Below are 19,479 nucleotides of genomic sequence, written 5' to 3' on the forward strand. Positions count from 1 at the left end.
GGGGCGGGCGGCGCCGCCCGCTGCCGTTCCCGCGCCGCCGGCGCCGCCCGCCCCCGAACCGCTCGCACCGTCCGTCGTCGCCCCGCCCGCGGCGCTCGGCGGCCTCGACGAGGATCACACGGTCGTCGTATCGCGCCGCACTCGCTGGGGTATCGAACTGCCCGGCGGTGAGACGCTCGAACTCGAGGGCGACGACATCGTGATCGGCCGCAAGCCCGAACCCCGAGACGGGTCGACGGTGCTGCAGATCAGCGACCCCACCCGCACGACGTCGAAGTCGCATGCGCGCCTGCGCCGCGACGGCGACTCGTGGACGATCGAGGATCTGCAGTCGACCAACGGCGTCTCGCTCGTCGGCCCCGACGGCGCGGCGACGCAGCTCGAGCCGGGGCGCACGGCCGAGGCGACCGAGCAGATGATCATCGGCACGCTCGAGGTGCGCCTGCGCGAACTGTGACGTGCCACGCGAAGCTGAGCGATTTGTCAGCAGCGACACGTCGGCTCCACAGCCGCCCGGGCGTAGGGTGTGTTCTGCTGGGCTGAGCCGGCCCGCACGACCCCATGGAGGAACGCGATATGAAGGTCATCAGCTACAACTTGCGGAAGAACCGCGCCGTCAGCGAGCTCGACGCGCTCGCAGATGACCACGGCGTCGACGTGCTCTGCCTGCAAGAAGCTGAAGCCGTCGCGCTCCCCGCGCGCCTCGGGCATCTCGAACTCGTGCACGCGACCGAGCGCAACCGACTCGGCCTCGCGATGTACGTGCGCGGCGACCGCTTTCACACCCGGTCGGCCCACACGTTCCAGTTGAAGAAGTCGCTGCACGATCGGCTGCTCGCCCCCGCCCACGAACGGCTGCTCGGCGTGCGGCTGCACGACGCCGAGCTGCAGCGCGACCTCGTCGTCGCGTCCTTCCATGCGGCTCCCCTGACGGCGCTCAACTCCCTGCGCCGCCACCAGATCCACGCCGCACTGGCCGAGCTGCGGCACCTCGGTCCCGGCCTGCCCGCCCTCATGGTGGGCGACTACAACTACCCCGTGTTCAAGGGGCGGCTCGACACCGAGATGCGCGACACTGGCTACGAGCTGAGCCTCAGCGACAAGCGCACGTACACGCGCTACAAGATGTTCCGCGGCCACTTCGACTTCGCGACCTCGATGGGTCTCGACATCGACAGCGTGCGCACCCTGAAGCGCGGCACGTCGGATCACCTGCCGATCATGGTGACCGCCTCCATGTCGGAGCTCGCCGCCCTGCAGACCTCCGCGGCCTAGCCCCGCGGCCTAGCCCGGCCGCGCAGCACCGCCTGCCGCGGGCCGCCGGCGCGCTACACCGAGAGCAGGCCGGAGGCGGGCGTCGCCGTCTGCCGCGAGAGATGGTTGCGGTGCTTCGCGCTGTTCTCGACCACGAACGTCGCCATGGTGGGCAGGTACCGGTCATCGGCGCTCTCGATGACGGTGCCGAACTCGTTGTAGGCGAGCCGGCGCACGCGCAGCAGCGGACTGCCCGGTGCGATGTGCAGCTGCTCGACCTCGAGCGGGTGGGCCGCGATCGCGTCGATCACGTGGCGGGCGCGCATCGGCACGATGCCGACGTTCGCGAGCGCCTGCGTCACGCTGCCGTGGTGGAAGTCGGTGCCGAGCAGGTGCTTGCCGATCTCGTACGGGAAGAGGGAGCGCTCGAGCATCGCGGGCTTCTCGTCGAGGTAGCGCACACGGATGATCTCGATCACGGGCGAATCGGGCGCGACCTGGAGTTCGCGGGCGCTCTCCTCGGTCGCCGAGCGGCGGCTCGCCTCGATCACGCGCTGGCCGGGGGTCAGCCCGAGCTCGCGGGCCCATTCGCTGAACGAGATGAAGGTGTCGAACGACTGCGGGGGAGCGGTGTGCTGCACCCGGGGCGGGGTGCCGCGGCCGCCCACGATCATGCCCTCCGCGCGCAGCGCCGCGAGCGCCTGGCGCACCGGTCCGCGCGACGTGCCGAACTCCGCGATGAGCGACTTCTCGCTCGGCACCTTGTCGCCGGGCTGCCACGCACCCGTGCGGATGCGGTGGATCATCTCCTCGTACAGCTGCACGTGGAGCGGCGAAGACGACGTCATGGTGCCACTGTATAAGTCACAACTTGGTTACGGTCGCCCGCGCGGTAACGGGTGCGTGAACGGTCGACGAACGGCGGGTGAGGCCCCGCTACTCCGCCGCCGAGGCGTTGAAGCGGTGGAGCGAGGCGCGCAGTTGATCGAGTTCGCCGGGGCTCCAATCCGCGAACCGCTCGTGGTAGGCGTGCGCCCACTTCTGGCGGATGGCGCCGAGCAGCTCCTCGGCCTTCGCGCTCGCGGTGAGCAGCAGCACCCGCCGATCCTCGGCTGCGGCGCGCGTGTCGACGAGCTCCAGGTCGCGCAGCTTCGCGATCTGCCGGCTCACCATCGCCTTGTCCATGTCGAGCAGCTGGCTGATTCCGGTCGCGCTGATGGGCCCTTTGCGCAGGATCAGCTGCAGCACCATGATCCCGACGCCCTTCAGCTCGGGATCCACTTCTTCGGCGTAGCGCGCCCATCGGGTGCGCGCGAAGGCGAACACCTCCGAGAACTCCGCGATGATCTCCGAGATGCCGTCGTGGTTCACGGCATCCCGCGCGGTCTCGTTGGCGTCGTGCATGGGTACTAGTGTGCCGCAATGCGGCAGAATGGAGGGTGGCCGGTGCGGCAACGCACGGTCGAGGCGAACCCGAGAGGCGAGACGTGACCCAGAACGGCAGCATCAGGATCGGCGTGATCGGCGGCGGGCAGCTCGCCCGCATGATGGTGCCCCCCGCCATCCATCTGGGCCTGCGCATCAGCGTGCTCGCCGAGAACGAGGGGTCGAGCGCCGAGCGCGCGGCCGACGCGGTCGGCGACTACCGCGACCCCGAGACGGTGTACGCGTTCGCCGAGACCGTCGACGTCGTCACCTTCGACCACGAGCACGTGCCGCAGGCCATTCTGCGCGAGCTCGAGTCGCGCGGCGTCGCCGTGCACCCGCGCCCGGAGGCGCTGCAGTACGCGCAGGACAAAATCGTGATGCGCGAGAAGCTCGCCGAGCTCGGGGTGCCGATTCCCGACTGGGCGGCCGTCGCCGATGAGGCCGAGCTGCAGGCGTTCCTCGAGGCGCACGGGGGCCGCGCCGTCGTGAAGACGGCGCGCGGCGGCTACGACGGCAAGGGCGTGCGCGTCGTCTCCGACGCCGCAGAGGTGCGCGACTGGTTCACGGCGCTCGCCGAAGACGGCAACGGCGGGCACCTGCTCGTCGAGGAGCTCGTCGACTTCGTGCGCGAGCTCTCCCAGCTCGTCGCGCGCCGGCCGAGCGGCGAGACCCGCACCTGGCCGGTGGTCGAGACGATCCAGCGCGACGGCGTGTGCGCGGAGGTGCTCGCGCCGGCGCCGACCGACCGGCCGGCCGTGCTCGACGAGGCGGCGCGCATCGGGGCGACCGTCGCCGAGGGCGTCGCCGTGACGGGCGTGCTCGCGGTCGAGATGTTCGAGACGCGCGACGGCCGCGTGCTCGTCAACGAGTTGGCCATGCGCCCGCACAACTCGGGGCACTTCTCGATCGAGGGATCGGTGACGAGCCAGTTCGAGCAGCACCTGCGGGCGGTCGCCGACCTGCCGCTGGGCGACACGTCGATGACGGCGCCCGCGGCGGTGATGGTGAACGTGCTCGGCGGGCCCGCCGAGGGCCCGATGCCGGTGCGCTACCCCGAGGCCCTCGCCGCCCATCCGCGCGCGAAGTTCCACAGCTACGACAAGCAGCCGCGCCCCGGGCGCAAGGTCGGCCACGTCACCGTCACCGGCGAGCGGCTCGACGAGGTGCGCGCGGAGGCGACCGCCGCCGCGCGACGCTTCGCGTGATCCGGCGCCGATACGATGGGACGCATGGCTGAAACCTCCGCGCCCCTCGTCGGCGTCATCATGGGCTCCGATTCCGACTACTCGGTGATGGCCGACGCCGTGCAGGTGCTGCGCGAGTTCGGCATCGCGCACGAGGTCGAGGTGGTCAGCGCGCACCGCACGCCCGAGAAGATGGTGCAGTACGCGCGCGAAGCGGCGGGCCGGGGCGTTCGCGTCATCGTCGCGGGCGCCGGCGGCGCGGCGCATCTGCCCGGCATGGTCGCGTCGATGACGACGCTGCCCGTGATCGGCGTGCCCGTGCCGCTCGCGAAGCTCGACGGGCTCGACTCGCTGCTCTCGATCGTGCAGATGCCGGGCGGCATTCCGGTGGCGACCGTCTCGATCGGCGGTGCGAAGAACGCGGGGCTGCTCGCGGCGCGCATTCTCGGCGCGGCCGACCCCGCAGTGGCGCAGCGGCTCGCGGAGTACGCGGAGGGCCTCACGGCCGCGGTGGGCGAGAAGAACGCCGCGCTCCAGGCCCGCGTCGCAGCCGAGGCGAGCTAGCGCCGCGGCACGCGGCCTCCGACACATTTGGGCGCCGACGCGAGCTGACGCCGGGCGACGCTCGGCCGCCGATCCCTACAGGTTGGCGTGCGTCTCCCACAGGTGCCAGGCCGACGCCCGCCAGCTGAAGCCGCGGCTCCGGTCGCATGCGAGCACGGTCAGCGTCGGCAGCGCTCCCGACTGCTCGGTCAAGCTGCGGTACTCGTGCGCGAACGCCTCGGACGTATCTCCCGACACCCCGGCGTCGAGCACCAGCTCCTCGGTCGCGGGGTGCCCGGCGTGCACCACGGGCACGGCCGCGTCGAGCGCCGCGAGCAGGGTGTATCCCGTTCCGGCGAAGGCCTGCGGCTGCAGCAGCACCACGGCCGCGGCCATCGCCGCGCCGATGTCGGAGAGATCCTCGATGCGCACCGTGCGCACGCGGCCCGCAAGGTCGTCGGGAACCTCGATTCCCGGATCCCGCTCCTTCTCGCGCCCCATGGGCCCCTGGGGGTCGACGCCCTCGAGCACCACGAGCGGCGGGAGTTCGGGGTGCGCGCGCATCGCGTCGAGCACCCACTCGAGACGACCGTGCTCGCCGGGCCGCGCCGTGGTGAGGGCGTAGCGGTCGGGCAGCCCCCACGCGGCTCGGCGCTCGGCCGCGTCGGCCGGCGCCGCGAGCGCGGAGGGCGTGGCGAGGGGGAACACCTGCACCGGCAGATCGCTGCCGTACTGCTGCTGCAGCACGCGGGCGGTCGCGTGGGTGGGGGTGAGGATGATGTCGGCGTGCTTCACCGCGCGGCGCACGAAGGCCCGGTACAGCCGGGCCTGCGAATTGCCGAGCAGTGCGGGCGCCTCCCACGCGATGCTGTGCGGAATCGTCACCGAGGTCTGCGAGCCGTCGTCGTCGCCGCGTGCTCGCAGCGGCATCATCGGCGTGAGCGCGTGCACGAACTCCCCGTCGAGGGGTCGCGCCGTCGCGCCGTTCTGCCAGACGAGGGGCAGCACGCTGGCGCGGAGCGGCAGCACATCGGTCGCGAGCCTCGGAGATGCGAAGTCGGGCATCTCGCCGCCGCGGGCCAGCAGGTACCGGGCACTGCACCCGCGGGGCGCCGTCTCAGCGACGGCCTGCGCGAGATCGCGGGCCGCCGACGCGTGCGCCGCGGCCTCCCAATCGGGGAACGGGTCTGCGATGAGGGTCAACGTCGCCAATCGTTCCCCCTCAGATCTCCAGACGCGTGCGCGCGGTGCAAGTTGCGCTCTCCACATTGTATGGAATGCGAAGCTGTGAGCGGCTGAGCGCCACGGGGGAAAGCGCCGGAGTGAGACGCAATCGCAACAATTCGGGCCGCGCTCCGAGTTCTCTGCGCCCGGTCGCCGTCGAATCCGTGTACAGGAAACGCGCGCATCGCGGTGCGGCTTGAGCATTCCCCCACGAACGGCGAAGTACCCTGTCCGCATGCGTGTTTTGTTGACAGGCGGCGCCGGCTACATCGGCTCGCACACCGCCCTCGTTCTGCTCGAGCGCGGTCACGAGGTGATCGTGATCGACGACTTCTCGAACAGCAGCCGCGAGGCGGTGCGCCGCGTCGAGGAGCTGAGCGGCGCGACGGTGCGCCTCGTCGAGGCCGATCTCGCCGATCGCGAAGCCGCCCGGAGCGCGCTCGCGCACGTCGAGTTCGACGCCGCGATCCACCTCGCCGGGCTCAAGGCCGTCGGCGAATCGGTGGAGCAGCCGACCCGCTACTACCGGGTCAACCTCGATTCGACGATCGTGCTGCTCGACCTGATGCGCGAGCGCGGGGTCACGAACTTCATCTTCAGCTCATCGGCGACGGTCTACGGCGACCCGCAGTACGCGCCCATCGACGAGGCCCACCAGGTGGGGGTCGGCGTCACCAACCCGTACGGCTGGTCCAAGTTCATGAACGAGCAGATCGTGCGCGACGCGCAACGGGCCTGGCCCGAACTCGGCGCCGTGCTGCTGCGCTACTTCAACCCGGTGGGCGCGCACCCGTCGGGCCGCATCGGCGAAGACCCGAGCGGGATCCCGAACAACCTGATGCCGTTCATCGCGCAGGTGGCGGTCGGCAAGCGCGAGCGGCTGAGCGTTTTCGGAGACGCCTACCCGACCCCCGACGGCACCGGGGTGCGCGACTACATCCACGTGATGGATCTCGCGGAGGGCCACGTCGCCGCGCTCGAGCACAACGCCCCCGGCGTCTCGGCGTACAACCTCGGCTCGGGCGTCGGCTCCACCGTGCTCGAGGTCGTGCGCGCCTTCGAGTCGGCCTCCGGCCGCCCGATCCCGTACGTCATCGAGGCCCCGCGATCCGGCGACGTCGCCGAGACCACCGCCGATCCGTCGCGCGCGAACGCCGAGCTGGAGTGGCGCACGACGCGCACCCTCGCCGACGCCTGCCGCGACTCCTGGAACTGGCAGTCGCTGAACCCGGCCGGATACGGCGCATGACGCTCGACCTCGAGCGGCCCCTGCGACACCCCGACCTCGCATCGGAGCCGCTCATGAGCAAGCGAGCCCGCTGGCTCGTGATTCTCGGGTTCCTGCTCCCCGGCACCGCGCAGGTGGTCGCCGGCAACCGGCGGCTCGGGCGCTTCGGCCTGATCGCGACCGCGATCCTCGTCATCGGCGGCGCGATCGCGGGCGTCGGCCTCCTGCTCGCGCGCACCGCCACGCTCACGTTCTTCACGAACGGCATCGTGCTGCTCATCGTGCAGTGGCTGCTCTTCGCCTACGCCGTGCTCTGGGTGGTGCTCGGCATCGACACGCTGCGCCTCACGAGGCTCGTGCGGGTGCAGCGCGGCTGGCGCGTGCCCGTCGCCATGCTGTCGGTGCTGCTCACCATCGTTCCCGCGGCGGGCGCCGCCTGGGCGGGCAACGCCGTGGGCGCGGGGCGCGGGCTCATCAGCGATCTCTTCCGCAGCGCCCCCGCCGTGGCTCCCGTCGACGGGCGCTACAACATCCTCCTGCTCGGCACCGACGCGGGATCGGACCGGGAGGGCCTGCGACCCGACAGCATCTCGCTCGTGAGCATCGACGCCGAGACCGGGCAGTCGATGATCGTCGGGCTGCCCCGCGAGCTCAAGGACACGCCGTTCCCCGAGGGATCGCCGCTCGCCCCCGTCTACCCCGAGGGGTACTGCGACGAGGTGAACAACTACGAGGTCGTCGACGGCGGCGGCTACTACTGCTTCACCACCGGCAACCTGAACTCGCTGGTCACCGAACTCGAGGACTCGGGGTCGCCCTCGTACGAGGGCATGTACGCCGACGCCGTCTCGCAGGGCTCCTCCCCGGGCATCGAAGCGACGAAGGACGCCGTGTCGGGCGCGACGGGCCTCGAGGTGCAGTTCTACGTGCTCGTGAACATGGATGCCTTCGAGAGCCTCATCGATGCGCTCGGCGGCATCACCATCAACGTGCAGGAGCGGCTGCCGATCGGCGGCCAGATCGACGAGATGTCGGGCGAGCTCGTGGGCGTCGAGGGATGGATCGAGCCCGGCGAGCAGCAGATGGACGGCTTCACCGCCCTCTGGTACGCGCGCTCGCGCTACGGCTCGGCCGATGGCGACTACGCGCGCATGGAGCGTCAGCGCGAGCTGCAGTCGGCGATCCTCGCGCAGATGAATCCCCAGAACGTGCTGGCGCGCTTCCAGGAGGTACTCTCGGCGGGATCGCAACTCGTCGACACCGACATCCCGGATTCGATGCTCGGGCGCTTCGTCGACCTCGCCGCGGATGCGCGCGGTTACGAGCCGGTGAACGTGGAGCTCGTGCCGCCGGCCGTCGATCCGGAGAACCCCGACTGGGCCGTGATCCAGCAGCTCGTCGCCGACGGCATCGCCGCCGCATCGCCGCCCGAGGAGGACGCGGGCTAGACTTGCCGGGTTTGCTCGAAACGTGAAGGAGACGCATCACATGCGTGTGACCGCGGTGCTGGTGGCCTACAACCGACGAGAGCTGCTGAGGGAATCCCTCGCGGCGCTCGCGGCCCAGAGCCGACCCGTCGACCGACTCGTGGTGGTCGACAACTCCTCGGACGACGGCTCCGTCGAGGTGGCGGCCGAGATGCTCGAGGCGTGGGGGGAGCGGGCGCGGCACATCCAGCTCACCGAGAACACGGGCGGTGCCGGGGGATTCGCTGCGGGGATCGCCGCCGCCGTCGTCGAGGAGGACACCGACTGGGTGTGGGTGATGGACGACGACACCGTGCCCGGCCCCGACGCGCTCGCCGGGGCGCTGGAGACGCACGAGCGGTACCGGGCGACGGGCCCGGACGACCTCGCGGTGATGGGATCCCGCGTCGTGTGGACCGACGGCGAAGACCACCCCATGAACACCCCGAAGCCGAAGATCCGGGCGTCTGCGGCCGAACGCGCCCGAGCGGCCTCGGTCGACGCGATGGAGATCCGGTCGATCTCGTTCGTCTCCGCCTTCCTACGGGCCGCCCGCGTGCGGGAGCAGGGGCTGCCGATCGCCGACTACTTCCTGTGGAACGACGACTTCGAGTACTCGGCGCGCCTGCTCCGGGGCGCGCGCGGCCTGTACGTGCCCGCCTCCGTAGTGACGCACCGCACTGAGAAGCGCGGCTCCAGCGACCAGGATCCCGGCGCGCGCTTCTTCTACGAGGTGCGCAACAAGCTCTGGGTGTTCCGTCGCAGCCCCGCGCTGTTCCCGTGGGAGAAGGTGCTGTACGCGGCCGCGACCGCGCGACGCTGGTTCCGCACCTTCCGCGCCTCCCGAGATCGCGCGCAGCTGCGGGACTGCCTGCGCCGCGGCTGGTCGGAGGGGTGGCTCCGCGCCCCGCGTTCGACGCGGGACGTGCTGCGCGACGCCGGGGTGCCCGTCGACGTGATGTACGAGGTCGAGCGGCTGTCGCGGCTGAACGGACGATAGCCGTCGCCGCCGGTCACAGCACCGTGATGTCGGTCGCACGCCATCGATCCCGGAGATGCTCGAGTCGGATCGCCGCGACCGTCGAGCGGGTCTCGAGGTGGAGCACCACCGTGGCCTCGATGACGTGGGGGAGCGGTGCGGCGAGGTGCGCGCGGCCCGGCGTCGCGGTCCGTCTTCGGCGATCCCGCGTGAGCGTCGCGCGCTCGGCGTGCAGTGTGCGTCGGGCGGTGAGGGCGGCGGCGACCTCGGGCGTGACCCAGCTGCCGAGCTGCGCGACGGAGCGCACGCCGTCGATCACCTCGAAGGCGTAGACGGCGAGGCGCTGCACCAGCGCCTCGGGCGGCGGTGGAACGGCCGGTGCGTCGAGCACCGCGGCGCGCGCGTCGCGTCTCGGCGAGGACCGGCCCCGGGCGGCGGGCGGCGGGGGCGTCTCGGCGCGCATCGGCGGCACGGCGCGCAGATGGGCGCGCTGCGTCTGGGTGCGGGCGGCCTGCGACGCGGCTCGGATCGCGCGGCGATGCTCGGGGGAGGGTGCGGAGGCGGGCATGACGGTCCTTTCGAACGGATCCGCGCGCCGCTCCCTCTGCGACTCACCCTCACTGCACTGCCGGATTCGAGATGATGTGGGGTTCACCCTATGACCCCCGCACTATGCGCTGTCAAGACGGCTCGAGTGCCGGCCCGCAGCGGCGCCCGCTCCGCGTCGAGGGCCGTGTCGAGGGCCCCGGAGTCCGCTCTCGGACGCCGTGCTCTAGTCTGGGGGCGTGGCCACACTGCGCAGTCTTGCAACGAAGTACTCGTCCCTCGACGAAGAGGAGATCGAATGGCTCGAGCTGCTCACGCTCGACCTGCGATTACTCGCCGACCTCGCCCTCGGCGACGTCGTGCTCTGGGTGCCGACGAGCGATGAGAACTACCTCGCCATCGCCCACAGCCGGCCCGCCGGATCGGTGACGCTCTTCTACCGCGACGTCATCGGCGACCTGCTGCGCGCCGACTGGCGCGAGCTCGTGGACGAGGCGATGACGAGCACGAACCCGATCGTCTCCACCTCGCCCGCCTGGTACGAGGAGAACCCGATGCGCCTCGCGGCGTTCTCGGTGAGCCGCACCGATGCCGAGGGCGAGGTGCACGGTCCGTTCGCCGTGATCACCGTGCACACGAGCGTCGCCGACACGCAGCCGGCGTCGCGCATCGGAGCCGCGTTCCGCGAGGTCGCCGCCGACCTGCTCGGCATGATCCAGAAGGGCATGTTCCCCGTGCCCGGCAGCTCGCGCGGCGGAGAGCAGGGGGCCCCGCGCGCAGCGGACGGCCTCGTGCGGATCAACCTCGACGGGGTCGCGACGTTCGCGAGCCCCAATACGCAGACCACGTTCTCCGCGCTCGGGTTCCGCGACGAGATCGAGGGCGAGAACTTCAGCGAGGTCGTCGCCGACGTCGTGAAGGGCCAGTTCGACACCAACGAGTCGCTGCCGCTGATCGCGCAGGGGAAGATCGCGAAGCGCACCGAGATCGACACGAACGGGCACACGATCACGCTGCGCTCGATCCCCGTGTTCCGCGACGGCGCCCGCGTCGGCGGCATCGTGCTGACCCGCGACGTCACCGAGCTGCGGCAGCAGGCGCAGGAGCTCATCACGAAGGATGCGACGATCCGCGAGATCCACCATCGTGTGAAGAACAACCTGCAGACCGTGGCATCGCTGCTGCGCGTGCAGGCGCGTCGCGCGCGCAGCGAAGAGGCCAAGCAGGTGCTCGGTCAGGCGATGCGGCGCGTCGCGGCGATCGCCGTGGTGCACGACACCCTCTCGGCGGGGCTCTCGCAGATCGTCGACTTCGACAAGGTGTTCGACCGGGTGATCGGGCTCGCCGCCGAGGTGGCGAGCCTGCACAACACCACGGTGCACCCCCACAAGGAGGGCGAGTTCGGCGAGCTGCCCTCGGAGTACGCGACGCCGCTCGCGCTCGCGCTCACCGAGATCGTGACGAACGCGGTGGAGCACGGTCTCGCGGGGCGCGAGGGCGAGGTGTTCGTCACCGCGCGCCGCACCGACGAGCAGCTCACCGTCGAGGTCGTCGACACGGGCACCGGCCTGCCCGGGGGCACCGTCGGCGACGGCCTCGGAACGCAGATCGTGCGCACCCTGATCGAGGGGGAGCTCGGCGGCAGCATCACCTGGGGGCCCGAGCCGGGCGGCGGCACCCGGGTGTCGATCCAGGTGCCGCTCCACTGGATCTCCACGCAGACCCGCGAGATCCCGCGCGTCACGGTGTAGGCGTCACGGTGTAGGCGTCACGGGGGAGGCGTCACGGGGGAGACGTCACGGGGTGGCGTCACGGGGTAGGCGTTACGGCCTCCGCCTCGTCTCGCGGCGGCTGCGGATGAGCACGGCGAAGCCGACTCCGAGCAGCAGCACGCCGAGGCCGATGACGGTGGCGGTGATCCACCCCGCCGCGTCGAGACCGCCGCCGCCGAGCACCTGCTGCGACACGTACCCGCAGAAGACGAGGATCAGCGCGCCCCACACGATCGGCCCCGTGCGCGGGCTCGGCCGTGCCGAGCCCGCATCGGCCGCGGCGGGCGCGGGCGCGCTCGCGGCTGCCGGGTTCGCGGACTCGGTGCGGTCCGCTGCGGCGGCCCGCGGCGCGGTCGGGGGTGCGTCGGCTTCCGCGCTCGGCTCCCGCGGTTCGGGATCGGCGGCGGGCTCGTGCGGCGGCGGCGGAGTGAGCGGGACGCGCGTCGTCGACTCCTCGGCCGTCTCCGGTCGTGCGGATGCGTCGCTCGGCGAGCCGGGGCGGGTGGAATCGGCGTTCATCGGTTCATCTCCAGTTCGAGGTCTGCGAGTTGTCGTGCGACGTCATCCTGCTCGGCCTCGAGACTGCGGCGCTCCGACGCGCTGAGGCCCGGCTCCGAGAGCTTCCAGTCGATGACCGCGAGTTCGTCGTTCAGCTCGTCGCGCTGCCGCTCGAGGCGCTGCTCCGAACTCCGGTCGGTCGTCGTCTCCGGGTCGTCCGCATCGTCGGTCGACGCCTCCTCCGAGACGCTCCCGCCGCCGCGCACGTCGACGTTGCCGGCCAGCAGGGTGACGGTGACGACGCTCGCGGTGTCGACGTTGCCCGGCGTGACGTTCGAGCGGATCTCGCGCGAGATGAACGGGCCGCTCGTCATGACCTGCTGCTCGCGGGAGGCGTCGAGGTCGGTGCGCCCGGATTCGTCGATGCGGCCCGCCAGCATGCGCACGTGGGCGATCACGGGGTCTGCATCGGGGAGCTCGACGGTGACGCGGCCGGCGACCACCCAGACCTCGAGGCCGTCGTCGCCGGTCGAGGCGTCGCCGGTATCGCGGTCGGCCGCGCCGATGCCGGTGAGATCGACGGTGGTGTTGCCGGCGAGCACCACGGCGCCGGTCTCGGATCCGGTCACGTGGAGGTTGCCGAACGGCTGGAACCGGGTGCCCCACGGCAGCACGACCGTGACGAGCAGAGCGACCACGCCGCAGGCGGAGAGGAAGCCGACCCAGCCGGTGTAGCGGCCGCGCGTGCCCGCGACGATCAGGGAGACGGCGAGCACGGCGAGCGCGGCGATCAGGCCGGTGATGAGCGCGTCGGGGGCGGCGCTCTCGATCGCGAGCGGCCCGTGCACGGCGGTCGTCCAGAGCGCGGCCAGACCGCCCGCGAGCAGGGCGAGCGCCAGGGTGATCACGGTGTGCGCGGTGCCGAGGCGATGGGCATCGTGGTGCTCGGCGTACCGGGCGCTCCACGCCTCGGTCTGCTCGCCCACCTCGCGGCCCCACTTGTCGGCCGCGGCACCCGCCCGGCGACCCCACTCCGCCGCGTCTCGAGCGACGCGGTCGGCGCTTTCGCTCGCCCGCGCGGCGAACGAGGCCGCCGAGTCGTCGGGCTGCGGGGTGTCGCGCTCGGGCTGGGGGGCATCGCGCTCGGGATCGCCTGCACGGGAATCGCGTTCGCCGCGAGCCGGGCGCGGTTCCCGCTCACGATGCTCGCGGCCCCGCTGTAGCACCACGTGCCGGATCCAGAAGAAGGCGAACCCGAGAATCGCGATCCACGAGACCCATGCCACCGTCGTCGAGAGCCACTCCGGAATGCCGAGCCGCCCCCACACGTCCCAGCTCCAGACGCTGAGCATCGGGAAGCCGAGGCCCGGGCTCGCGAGCCCGATGACGCCCGGGATGATGACGACCGACGTCAGCACGACGGCGACGACGATCATCCCGGTGTCGGCTCGCCCCCGCACGATCTCCTCCACGTGGATGCGGCCCGAGGCATCGGGCAGCAGGAGCCAGCCGACGAGGTAGAGCAGCAGACCCGGCCCGCCGAGCAGCGCGAGCACGATGAAGACGCCGCGCACGATGATGGGATCGACGCGCAGGCGCTCGGCGATCCCGGCGGCGACGCCGGCGAACCATCGATCGGCGCTCCGGGCGATGCCGAGCCCGCGAATCCAGTCGAAGAAGCCCTGCCCGGCGGGCGGTCCCGCCGGGCGGCTCGCGGAATCTGCGGGGGGAGGTGTCGTGTGCATGCTTCGAGTCTGGCCGAGGGGGCGACGGCGGGCTATGGGGGTTCCCCCTGACCGGCCCCTGATCTCCGCGCCCCGAACCCCCGACCACGGCCCCGACCTGCTTGGATGGGGGCATGACCGATGCACCGCTCACCCGATCGCGCGGCGACCGCGTGCTCGTGGGCGTCTGCGGCGGACTCGGAGCCCACCTCGGCGTCTCGCCGCAGACGGTGCGCATCGCGATGCTCGTGCTGACCGCGCTCGGCGGAGCGGGCGCCGTGTTCTACCTGTGGCTCTGGGCGACCGTGCCCTGGGAGGGCGCGGAGGACGGCATCGTTCCGCTGCGCCGCGCGCTGACGCGCCCTGCGGGTGCGGGTGGTGAATCGGGCGCCGGTGCGGGATCGGAACCCGCGGAGGCGGGGTCGCCCGTCGATGTCGCGGTGCCGCCCGCGGCGGCGGTCGAAGTCGGGGCGGGAGTCGCCGGGTCGCCGCAGGCGCCCCCGCCGTCCGCATCACCGGCATCGGGCGATCCCGCGCCGTCAGCATCGCCGGCGCCGAGCGACCCCGCGGCGCCCGCATCGCCGGCATCGGGCGACCCCGCGGCGCCCGCCCGCCGCCGCGTGCGCTGGCCGATCGCCGAGCTCCTGCTCGGGTTCTGCCTGCTGCTCGCCGGGCTCGGGCTCGTGCTCGAACGCGCGGGCGTGCAGCTGCGGCTCGAGCTGCTGCTGCCGGCGCTCGCGGTGCTCGTCGGCGTCGGCCTCACCTGGTGGCAGATCGCCGACCGCGATCGGCCCGACCGCAACGCCCTGCCGCGCGCGCTCGGCGCCCTCGCCCTGGTCGCCGTCGGGGTGCTCATGTTCTTCGTCACCGCCCGCGAGCCGAACACCTGGACCGTGATCGGCGCCGCGCTCGCCGTGCTCGGCGGGGTCGCCCTCGCGGTGGCGCCCTGGTTGCTGCGCATCAACCGCGAGCTGATGGCCGAGCGCTCCGCCCGCGCGCGGGAGGCCGAGCGCTCCGACATCGCGGCCCACCTGCACGATTCGGTGCTGCAGACGCTCGCCCTGATCCAGCAGCGCTCGGAGCCCGGCAGCGAGGTGGCGCGGCTGGCGCGCGGCCAGGAGCGGGAGCTGCGCGAGTGGCTCTTCCGCGCCGCCGACGGCGCGGTGCCGCAGGCGCGGGAGGCCGTCGATGCGGAGCTGCGGGCGCACGCGGCGGCCCTGGAGGAGCATCACGCGGTGCGCTTCGAAGTCGTCGCGGTCGGCGCCGGCGAGGGGCTCATCGCCCCGGCGCCCATCGTCGCCGCGGCCCGGGAGGCGATGCTCAACGCGGCGCGTCACGCCGGCGGCGACGTGACGGTGTATCTCGAGGCGACGCAGGATCGCGTGATGATCGACGTCACCGACCGCGGCCCCGGGCTCGACCCGAGCCGGCTGCCGGAGGGCAGGATGGGGGTGCGCGAGTCGATCCTCGGCAGAATGGAGCGTGCGGGAGGCGACGCGCGGATCGTGCGCGGGCCGGGAGGCGGCACGTCGGTGCGGCTGGGCATGCCGCGGCACGCCCCCGTCGACGCCCCGGGGGCGCCGCCCCGAGAGACCGCGTCGAGCGAGGAGAAGCGATGAGTGCTGCAGCGAACCCGATCCGGATCGTCATCGTCGACGACCACCAGATCTTCCGCACCGGCCTCCGGGCCGAGCTCGGCCCCGAGCTCGAGGTGGTGGGCGAGGCGGCGAACGTCGACGAGGCCGTCGCCGTCGTGACGGCGAGCGTGCCCGACGTCGTGCTGCTCGACGTGCACCTCCCTGGAGGCGCGGGGGGCGGCGGCGCGGAGGTGCTGCAGCGCCTCTCCGGCCGGTCCGAGACCCGCGGCGTCCGCATGCTCGCCCTCAGCGTCTCCGACGCGGCCGATGACGTCGTGCAGGTGATCCGCGCGGGCGCTCGCGGCTATCTGACGAAGACGGCGTCCGGCTCCGAGGTGACGGCGGCGGTGCTGCGCGTGCACAGCGGAGACGCCGTGTTCTCGCCGCGACTCGCGGGCTTCGTGCTCGACGCCTTCGGCACGGGCGGCGGGGAGACCGCGGTGCAGGACGACGAGCTCGACCGCCTCTCGGCTCGCGAGCAGGAGGTGATGCGCATGATCGCCCGGGGGTACGCCTACAAGGAGGTGGCGGCCGAGCTCTTCCTCTCGATCAAGACGGTCGAGACGCACGTGTCGAACGTGCTGCGCAAGCTGCAGCTCTCGAATCGGCACGAGCTGACGGCGTGGGCGCTGTCGCGGCGCCTGCTCTGATGCGAGCGGGCTAGTGCCAGCCGGGCAGCCACAGGTGCGCGCGCCAGAACCACTCGGCCATCGGCGCTCCCGACCACACCGGGAAGAACCAGGCGGCGAGCGCGACGCACGCGACGAGGAAGATCGCGGTCGCGATGCGGATCCCGAGCAGCGTCTCCGCCTCCGGTTGCGCCGCCGCCGCGGCGCCCTCCGCGCCCGCCTCCGCGTTTGCCCCCGCACCCGCCGCCGACGGGCGGTCGGGGTCCGTGACCTCGGGCACCGGCATGCGGGCGGCGCCTCCGATGCGGGGGCGGATCGCGATGCGGCACAGCAGTGCGAGCGCGATCGCGAGGGCGAGCGCTGAGAACGGCGTCAGCACGACCGCGTAGAACTGGAAGACGGCGGAGCGCGAGACGGTGAGCACCCAGGGCAGCCACCCCGAGAGATAGCCGACGATCACGAAGGCCCCCGCGGTCGCGATCGGATCGGGGCCGCGCCGCGCTCGCACGATGACGACGGCGACGAGGGCGATGAGGGCCACGACCCCGCCCCAGGTCACGAGCGGGTTCGGCAGCGGCGAGACGGCCGCCGCGCACGCGGACCACGGGCACCCCTCGCCCGGCCCCCAGTGCGTCTCGTACATGCCGGTGGGGCGGAGCGCGAGCGGCCAGGTCAGCGGGTGCGCGGCGTACGGGTGCGGCGCGCTGAGCGTGCGGTGCCAGTCGAGCATCTGGGCGTGGTAGCCGACGAGGGCGGGCCACCACCCGTCGCCCGAGGCGCGGTTCCAGCCGCCGGAGGTGAGGATCCAGCCCGCCCAGCTCGAGAGGTAGACGAGCGCCGCCGCGGGCAGGGCGATCGCGGCGGCGATGAGCGCCTGCAGTGCGGCGCGCGCCACGGCGCGGCGCTCCCGCAGTCGGATTCGAAACACCAGGTCGCGCACCGTCACGAACACGAGGAAGGCGGCGAGCGGATAGAGCCCCGACCACTTGATCGACGCCGCGGCCCCGAACGCCACCGCCGCCGCGAGCAGCCAGGGGCGACGCCAGAGCAGCGGAGCGCGGGGCGGGGCGGGGCGGGTCGCGCCCCCCGGATCCGGAACCGGCGACCGCGCACCCGTCCATTCGATGTCGCGCCACACGCACAGCGCGCCCACCGTCACCGCGAGCGCCAGAAACCCGTCGAGCAGCCCGACGCGCGTGAGCACCACGTGCACGCCGTCGACGGCCAGGAGCAGGCCCGCGATGCACGCCACCGTCAGGCTGCGCGTGATGCGCCAGCCCAGCAGCATCGTGACGCCGACGGTGAGCACGCCCGCGAGTGCGACCGCCGCCCGCCAGCCCCACCCCGAGCCCGGCCCGAACACGAGCACGCCGAGCCCGATGAGCCACTTGCCGAGCGGCGGATGCACCGCGTTCGACGCCTCGTCCGTGAAGCCGTACGGGCGCGACCCGCTCATGTCGGGTTCGTCGTCGGGCCACGCCGTCGGGTACCCGTGGGAGAGCTGACTGATGGCGTCGCGCACGTAGTAGAGCTCGTCGAACACCAGCACGCCGGGCCGCCCCAGCGCCCAGAACCGCAGCGCAGCGGCGAGCGCGAGCACCGCAATCGGTGCGAGCCGGTGCAGCCAGCGGTTTCGCGTCACGGGACCAGCGTACGGCTCGCCGCCGACGCGCGCCGCGGGGGCTACGATGGTGAGGTGATTACCCGGCTCAGCTCCTACTTCCTGAAGACCCTGCGCGAGGATCCCGCCGATGCAGAAGTGGCGAGCCACCGACTGCTCGTGCGCGCCGGCTACATCCGCCGCCAGGCGCCGGGAATCTTCGGCTGGATGCCGCTCGGGCTGCGGGTGAAGGGCAAGCTCGAGCAGATCATCCGCGAGGAGATGGTCGCCGCCGGTGCGCACGAAGTGCACTTCCCCGGGCTGCTTCCGCGCGAGCCCTACGAGGCGACCGGCCGGTGGGAGGAGTACGGCGACGCGCTCTTCCGACTGCAGGATCGCCACGGCGCCGACTACCTGCTCGCGCCGACGCACGAAGAGGTCTTCACGAACATGGTGAAGGACATCGTGACGTCGTACAAGGATCTGCCGCTCACGCTGTTCCAGATCCAGGACAAGTATCGCGACGAGGCCCGGCCCCGCGCCGGCCTGCTACGCGGCCGCGAGTTCACGATGAAGGACGCCTACTCCTTCGACGCGACCGACGAGGGGCTGAACGCGAGCTACGAGCGGCAGCGGCAGGCCTACGAGCGCATCTTCACGCGGCTCGGCCTCGAGTACGCGATCGTCTCCGCCGATGCGGGGGCGATGGGCGGATCGCGCAGCGAGGAGTTCCTGCTGCCCACGCCCATCGGCGAGGACACGTTCGTCCGCTCCGCGGGCGGGTACGCCGCCAACGTCGAGGCGTACCGCACGCCGGCGCCGGAGCCCGTCGCGTTCGCGGACGCGCCGGCGGCGATCGTGTACGACTCGCCCGACACCCCGACCATCGACACGCTCGTCGCGCACACCAACGCGGCGCTGCCCCGCGAGGACGGACGCGAGTGGACCGCGGCCGACACGCTGAAGAACCTCGTGCTCGCGGTGACGCCCGTCGGCGGCGAGCGCGAGATCGTGGTCGTCGGCATCCCGGGCGATCGTGACGCCGACATGAAGCGCGCCGAGGTCGCGTTCCCCGGCGCCGAGGTGGAGGCCGCGACGGCCGCCGACCTCGCGCGGCACCCCGGTCTCGTGAAGGGGTACATCGGCCCCGCGCAGGTCGGCGAGGCGGGCGAGACGACCGCGGTGCTCGGGGAGGAGAGCGCGACCGGGCTGCGGTACCTCGTCGATCCCCGCGTCGTCGAGGGCACCGCGTGGGTCACCGGAGCGAACGTCGAGGGCCGGCACGTCGCGCATCTCGTGTACGGGCGCGACTTCCACGCCGACGGGATCGTGGAGATCGCGAACGTGCGCGACGGCGATCCCGCGCCCGACGGATCGGGCCCCATCGAGACCGCCCGCGGCATGGAGATCGGGCACATCTTCCAGCTCGGCCGCAAGTACGCCGAAGCGCTCGGCCTTAAGGTGCTCGACGAGAACGGCAAGCTCGTCACCGTGACCATGGGCTCGTACGGCATCGGCGTCACCCGTATCATGGCGATCCTCGCCGAGCTGCACCACGACGACCGCGGCCTGATCTGGCCGGAGGCCGTCGCCCCGTTCACCGTGCACGTGGTCGCCACCGGCCGCGACGCAGCCGTGCACGAGATCGCCGAGTCGCTCGTCGAGACGCTCGACGCAGCCGGAGTCGACGTGCTCTTCGACGATCGCCCCAAGGTCTCGCCGGGGGTGAAGTTCGGCGACGCCGAGCTGCTCGGCGTGCCGAACTTC

General features: G+C 72.4%; 18 protein-coding genes. 11 read left to right on the plus strand and 7 right to left on the minus strand.

The annotated features are described in order from the left end of the window. Together NS354_RS09270 and NS354_RS09275 are read left to right on the plus strand one after the other, a co-directional pair. On the plus strand, positions 1-457 hold a 457-nt coding region (locus NS354_RS09270; RefSeq protein ID WP_153002167.1), incomplete at its 5' end, for an FHA domain-containing protein. Between the two features lie 119 nt (positions 458-576). After that, entirely contained in the window at positions 577-1,275 is a 699-nt protein-coding gene (locus NS354_RS09275; RefSeq protein ID WP_010156091.1) for an endonuclease/exonuclease/phosphatase family protein, read from the plus strand. 53 nt (positions 1,276-1,328) lie between these two features. On the opposite strand, the gene NS354_RS09280 is transcribed toward NS354_RS09275, so the two are convergent. Continuing rightward, a complete protein-coding gene (locus tag NS354_RS09280; protein WP_058594236.1) occupies positions 1,329-2,102 on the minus strand; it encodes a GntR family transcriptional regulator in 774 nt (257 codons plus the stop codon). Positions 2,103-2,190: 88 nt separating this feature from the next. Beyond that, positions 2,191-2,658 carry a MarR family winged helix-turn-helix transcriptional regulator gene (locus NS354_RS09285; RefSeq protein ID WP_010156094.1) on the minus strand — a complete coding sequence of 156 codons (468 nt, stop codon included), beginning with the start codon at positions 2,656-2,658 and terminating at the stop codon, positions 2,191-2,193. Positions 2,659-2,741: 83 nt separating this feature from the next. On the opposite strand from NS354_RS09285, the gene NS354_RS09290 reads away from it, so the two are divergent. After that, positions 2,742-3,887 carry a 5-(carboxyamino)imidazole ribonucleotide synthase gene (locus tag NS354_RS09290; protein WP_082678003.1) on the plus strand — a complete coding sequence of 382 codons (1,146 nt, stop codon included), beginning with the start codon at positions 2,742-2,744 and terminating at the stop codon, positions 3,885-3,887. Between the two features lie 24 nt (positions 3,888-3,911). Then, a complete protein-coding gene (gene purE / locus NS354_RS09295) occupies positions 3,912-4,430 on the plus strand; it encodes a 5-(carboxyamino)imidazole ribonucleotide mutase (RefSeq protein ID WP_058594237.1) in 519 nt (172 codons plus the stop codon). 75 nt (positions 4,431-4,505) lie between these two features. Here the strand turns inward: purE and NS354_RS09300 are convergent, their stop codons facing one another. Further along, positions 4,506-5,612 (minus strand): mannosyltransferase, encoded by a 1,107-nt coding sequence (locus NS354_RS09300; protein WP_082678004.1) that lies wholly within the window; start codon positions 5,610-5,612, stop codon positions 4,506-4,508. Between the two features lie 256 nt (positions 5,613-5,868). Between NS354_RS09300 and galE the strand changes: the two genes are divergently transcribed. The 3 genes from galE to NS354_RS09315 are packed head-to-tail and all read left to right on the plus strand — an operon-like array spanning position 5,869 to position 9,327. After that, the gene (gene galE, locus NS354_RS09305) at positions 5,869-6,882 is read left to right on the plus strand and encodes a UDP-glucose 4-epimerase GalE (protein ID WP_058594239.1); all 1,014 of its coding nucleotides are present in this window, start codon (positions 5,869-5,871) and stop codon (positions 6,880-6,882) included. Then, on the plus strand, positions 6,879-8,309 hold the full coding sequence (locus NS354_RS09310) for an LCP family protein (protein WP_058594240.1): 1,431 nt from the start codon (positions 6,879-6,881) through the stop codon (positions 8,307-8,309). Before galE ends, NS354_RS09310 begins: the two co-directional genes overlap by 4 nt. A 40-nt stretch (positions 8,310-8,349) precedes the next feature. Continuing rightward, on the plus strand, positions 8,350-9,327 hold the full coding sequence (locus NS354_RS09315) for a glycosyltransferase (RefSeq protein ID WP_058594241.1): 978 nt from the start codon (positions 8,350-8,352) through the stop codon (positions 9,325-9,327). A gap of 13 nt (positions 9,328-9,340) precedes the next feature. On the opposite strand, the gene NS354_RS09320 is transcribed toward NS354_RS09315, so the two are convergent. Continuing rightward, the gene (locus NS354_RS09320) at positions 9,341-9,874 is read right to left on the minus strand and encodes an Rv3235 family protein (protein ID WP_058594242.1); all 534 of its coding nucleotides are present in this window, start codon (positions 9,872-9,874) and stop codon (positions 9,341-9,343) included. 217 nt (positions 9,875-10,091) lie between these two features. Between NS354_RS09320 and NS354_RS09325 the strand changes: the two genes are divergently transcribed. Next, positions 10,092-11,603 (plus strand): sensor histidine kinase, encoded by a 1,512-nt coding sequence (locus NS354_RS09325; RefSeq protein ID WP_058594243.1) that lies wholly within the window; start codon positions 10,092-10,094, stop codon positions 11,601-11,603. Positions 11,604-11,675: 72 nt separating this feature from the next. Here NS354_RS09325 and NS354_RS09330 read toward each other — a convergent pair whose 3' ends face one another. Next, on the minus strand, positions 11,676-12,143 hold the full coding sequence (locus NS354_RS09330; RefSeq protein ID WP_058594244.1) for a hypothetical protein: 468 nt from the start codon (positions 12,141-12,143) through the stop codon (positions 11,676-11,678). Next, entirely contained in the window at positions 12,140-13,867 is a 1,728-nt protein-coding gene (locus NS354_RS09335; RefSeq protein WP_058594245.1) for a PspC domain-containing protein, read from the minus strand. The genes NS354_RS09330 and NS354_RS09335 overlap by 4 nt, the downstream gene beginning before the upstream one ends. Before the next feature lie 113 nt (positions 13,868-13,980). On the opposite strand from NS354_RS09335, the gene NS354_RS09340 reads away from it, so the two are divergent. After that, a complete protein-coding gene (locus NS354_RS09340; RefSeq protein ID WP_058594246.1) occupies positions 13,981-15,465 on the plus strand; it encodes an ATP-binding protein in 1,485 nt (494 codons plus the stop codon). After that, a complete protein-coding gene (locus NS354_RS09345; protein ID WP_058594247.1) occupies positions 15,462-16,133 on the plus strand; it encodes a response regulator in 672 nt (223 codons plus the stop codon). Before NS354_RS09340 ends, NS354_RS09345 begins: the two co-directional genes overlap by 4 nt. A 10-nt stretch (positions 16,134-16,143) precedes the next feature. Here NS354_RS09345 and NS354_RS09350 read toward each other — a convergent pair whose 3' ends face one another. Continuing rightward, a complete protein-coding gene (locus NS354_RS09350; RefSeq protein WP_058594248.1) occupies positions 16,144-17,754 on the minus strand; it encodes a phospholipid carrier-dependent glycosyltransferase in 1,611 nt (536 codons plus the stop codon). Between the two features lie 54 nt (positions 17,755-17,808). On the opposite strand from NS354_RS09350, the gene NS354_RS09355 reads away from it, so the two are divergent. Continuing rightward, on the plus strand, positions 17,809-19,479 hold a 1,671-nt coding region (locus tag NS354_RS09355; protein WP_058594249.1), incomplete at its 3' end, for a proline--tRNA ligase.

It is taken from the genome of Leucobacter chromiiresistens (assembly GCF_001477055.1).
Classification (GTDB): domain Bacteria; phylum Actinomycetota; class Actinomycetes; order Actinomycetales; family Microbacteriaceae; genus Leucobacter; species Leucobacter chromiiresistens_A.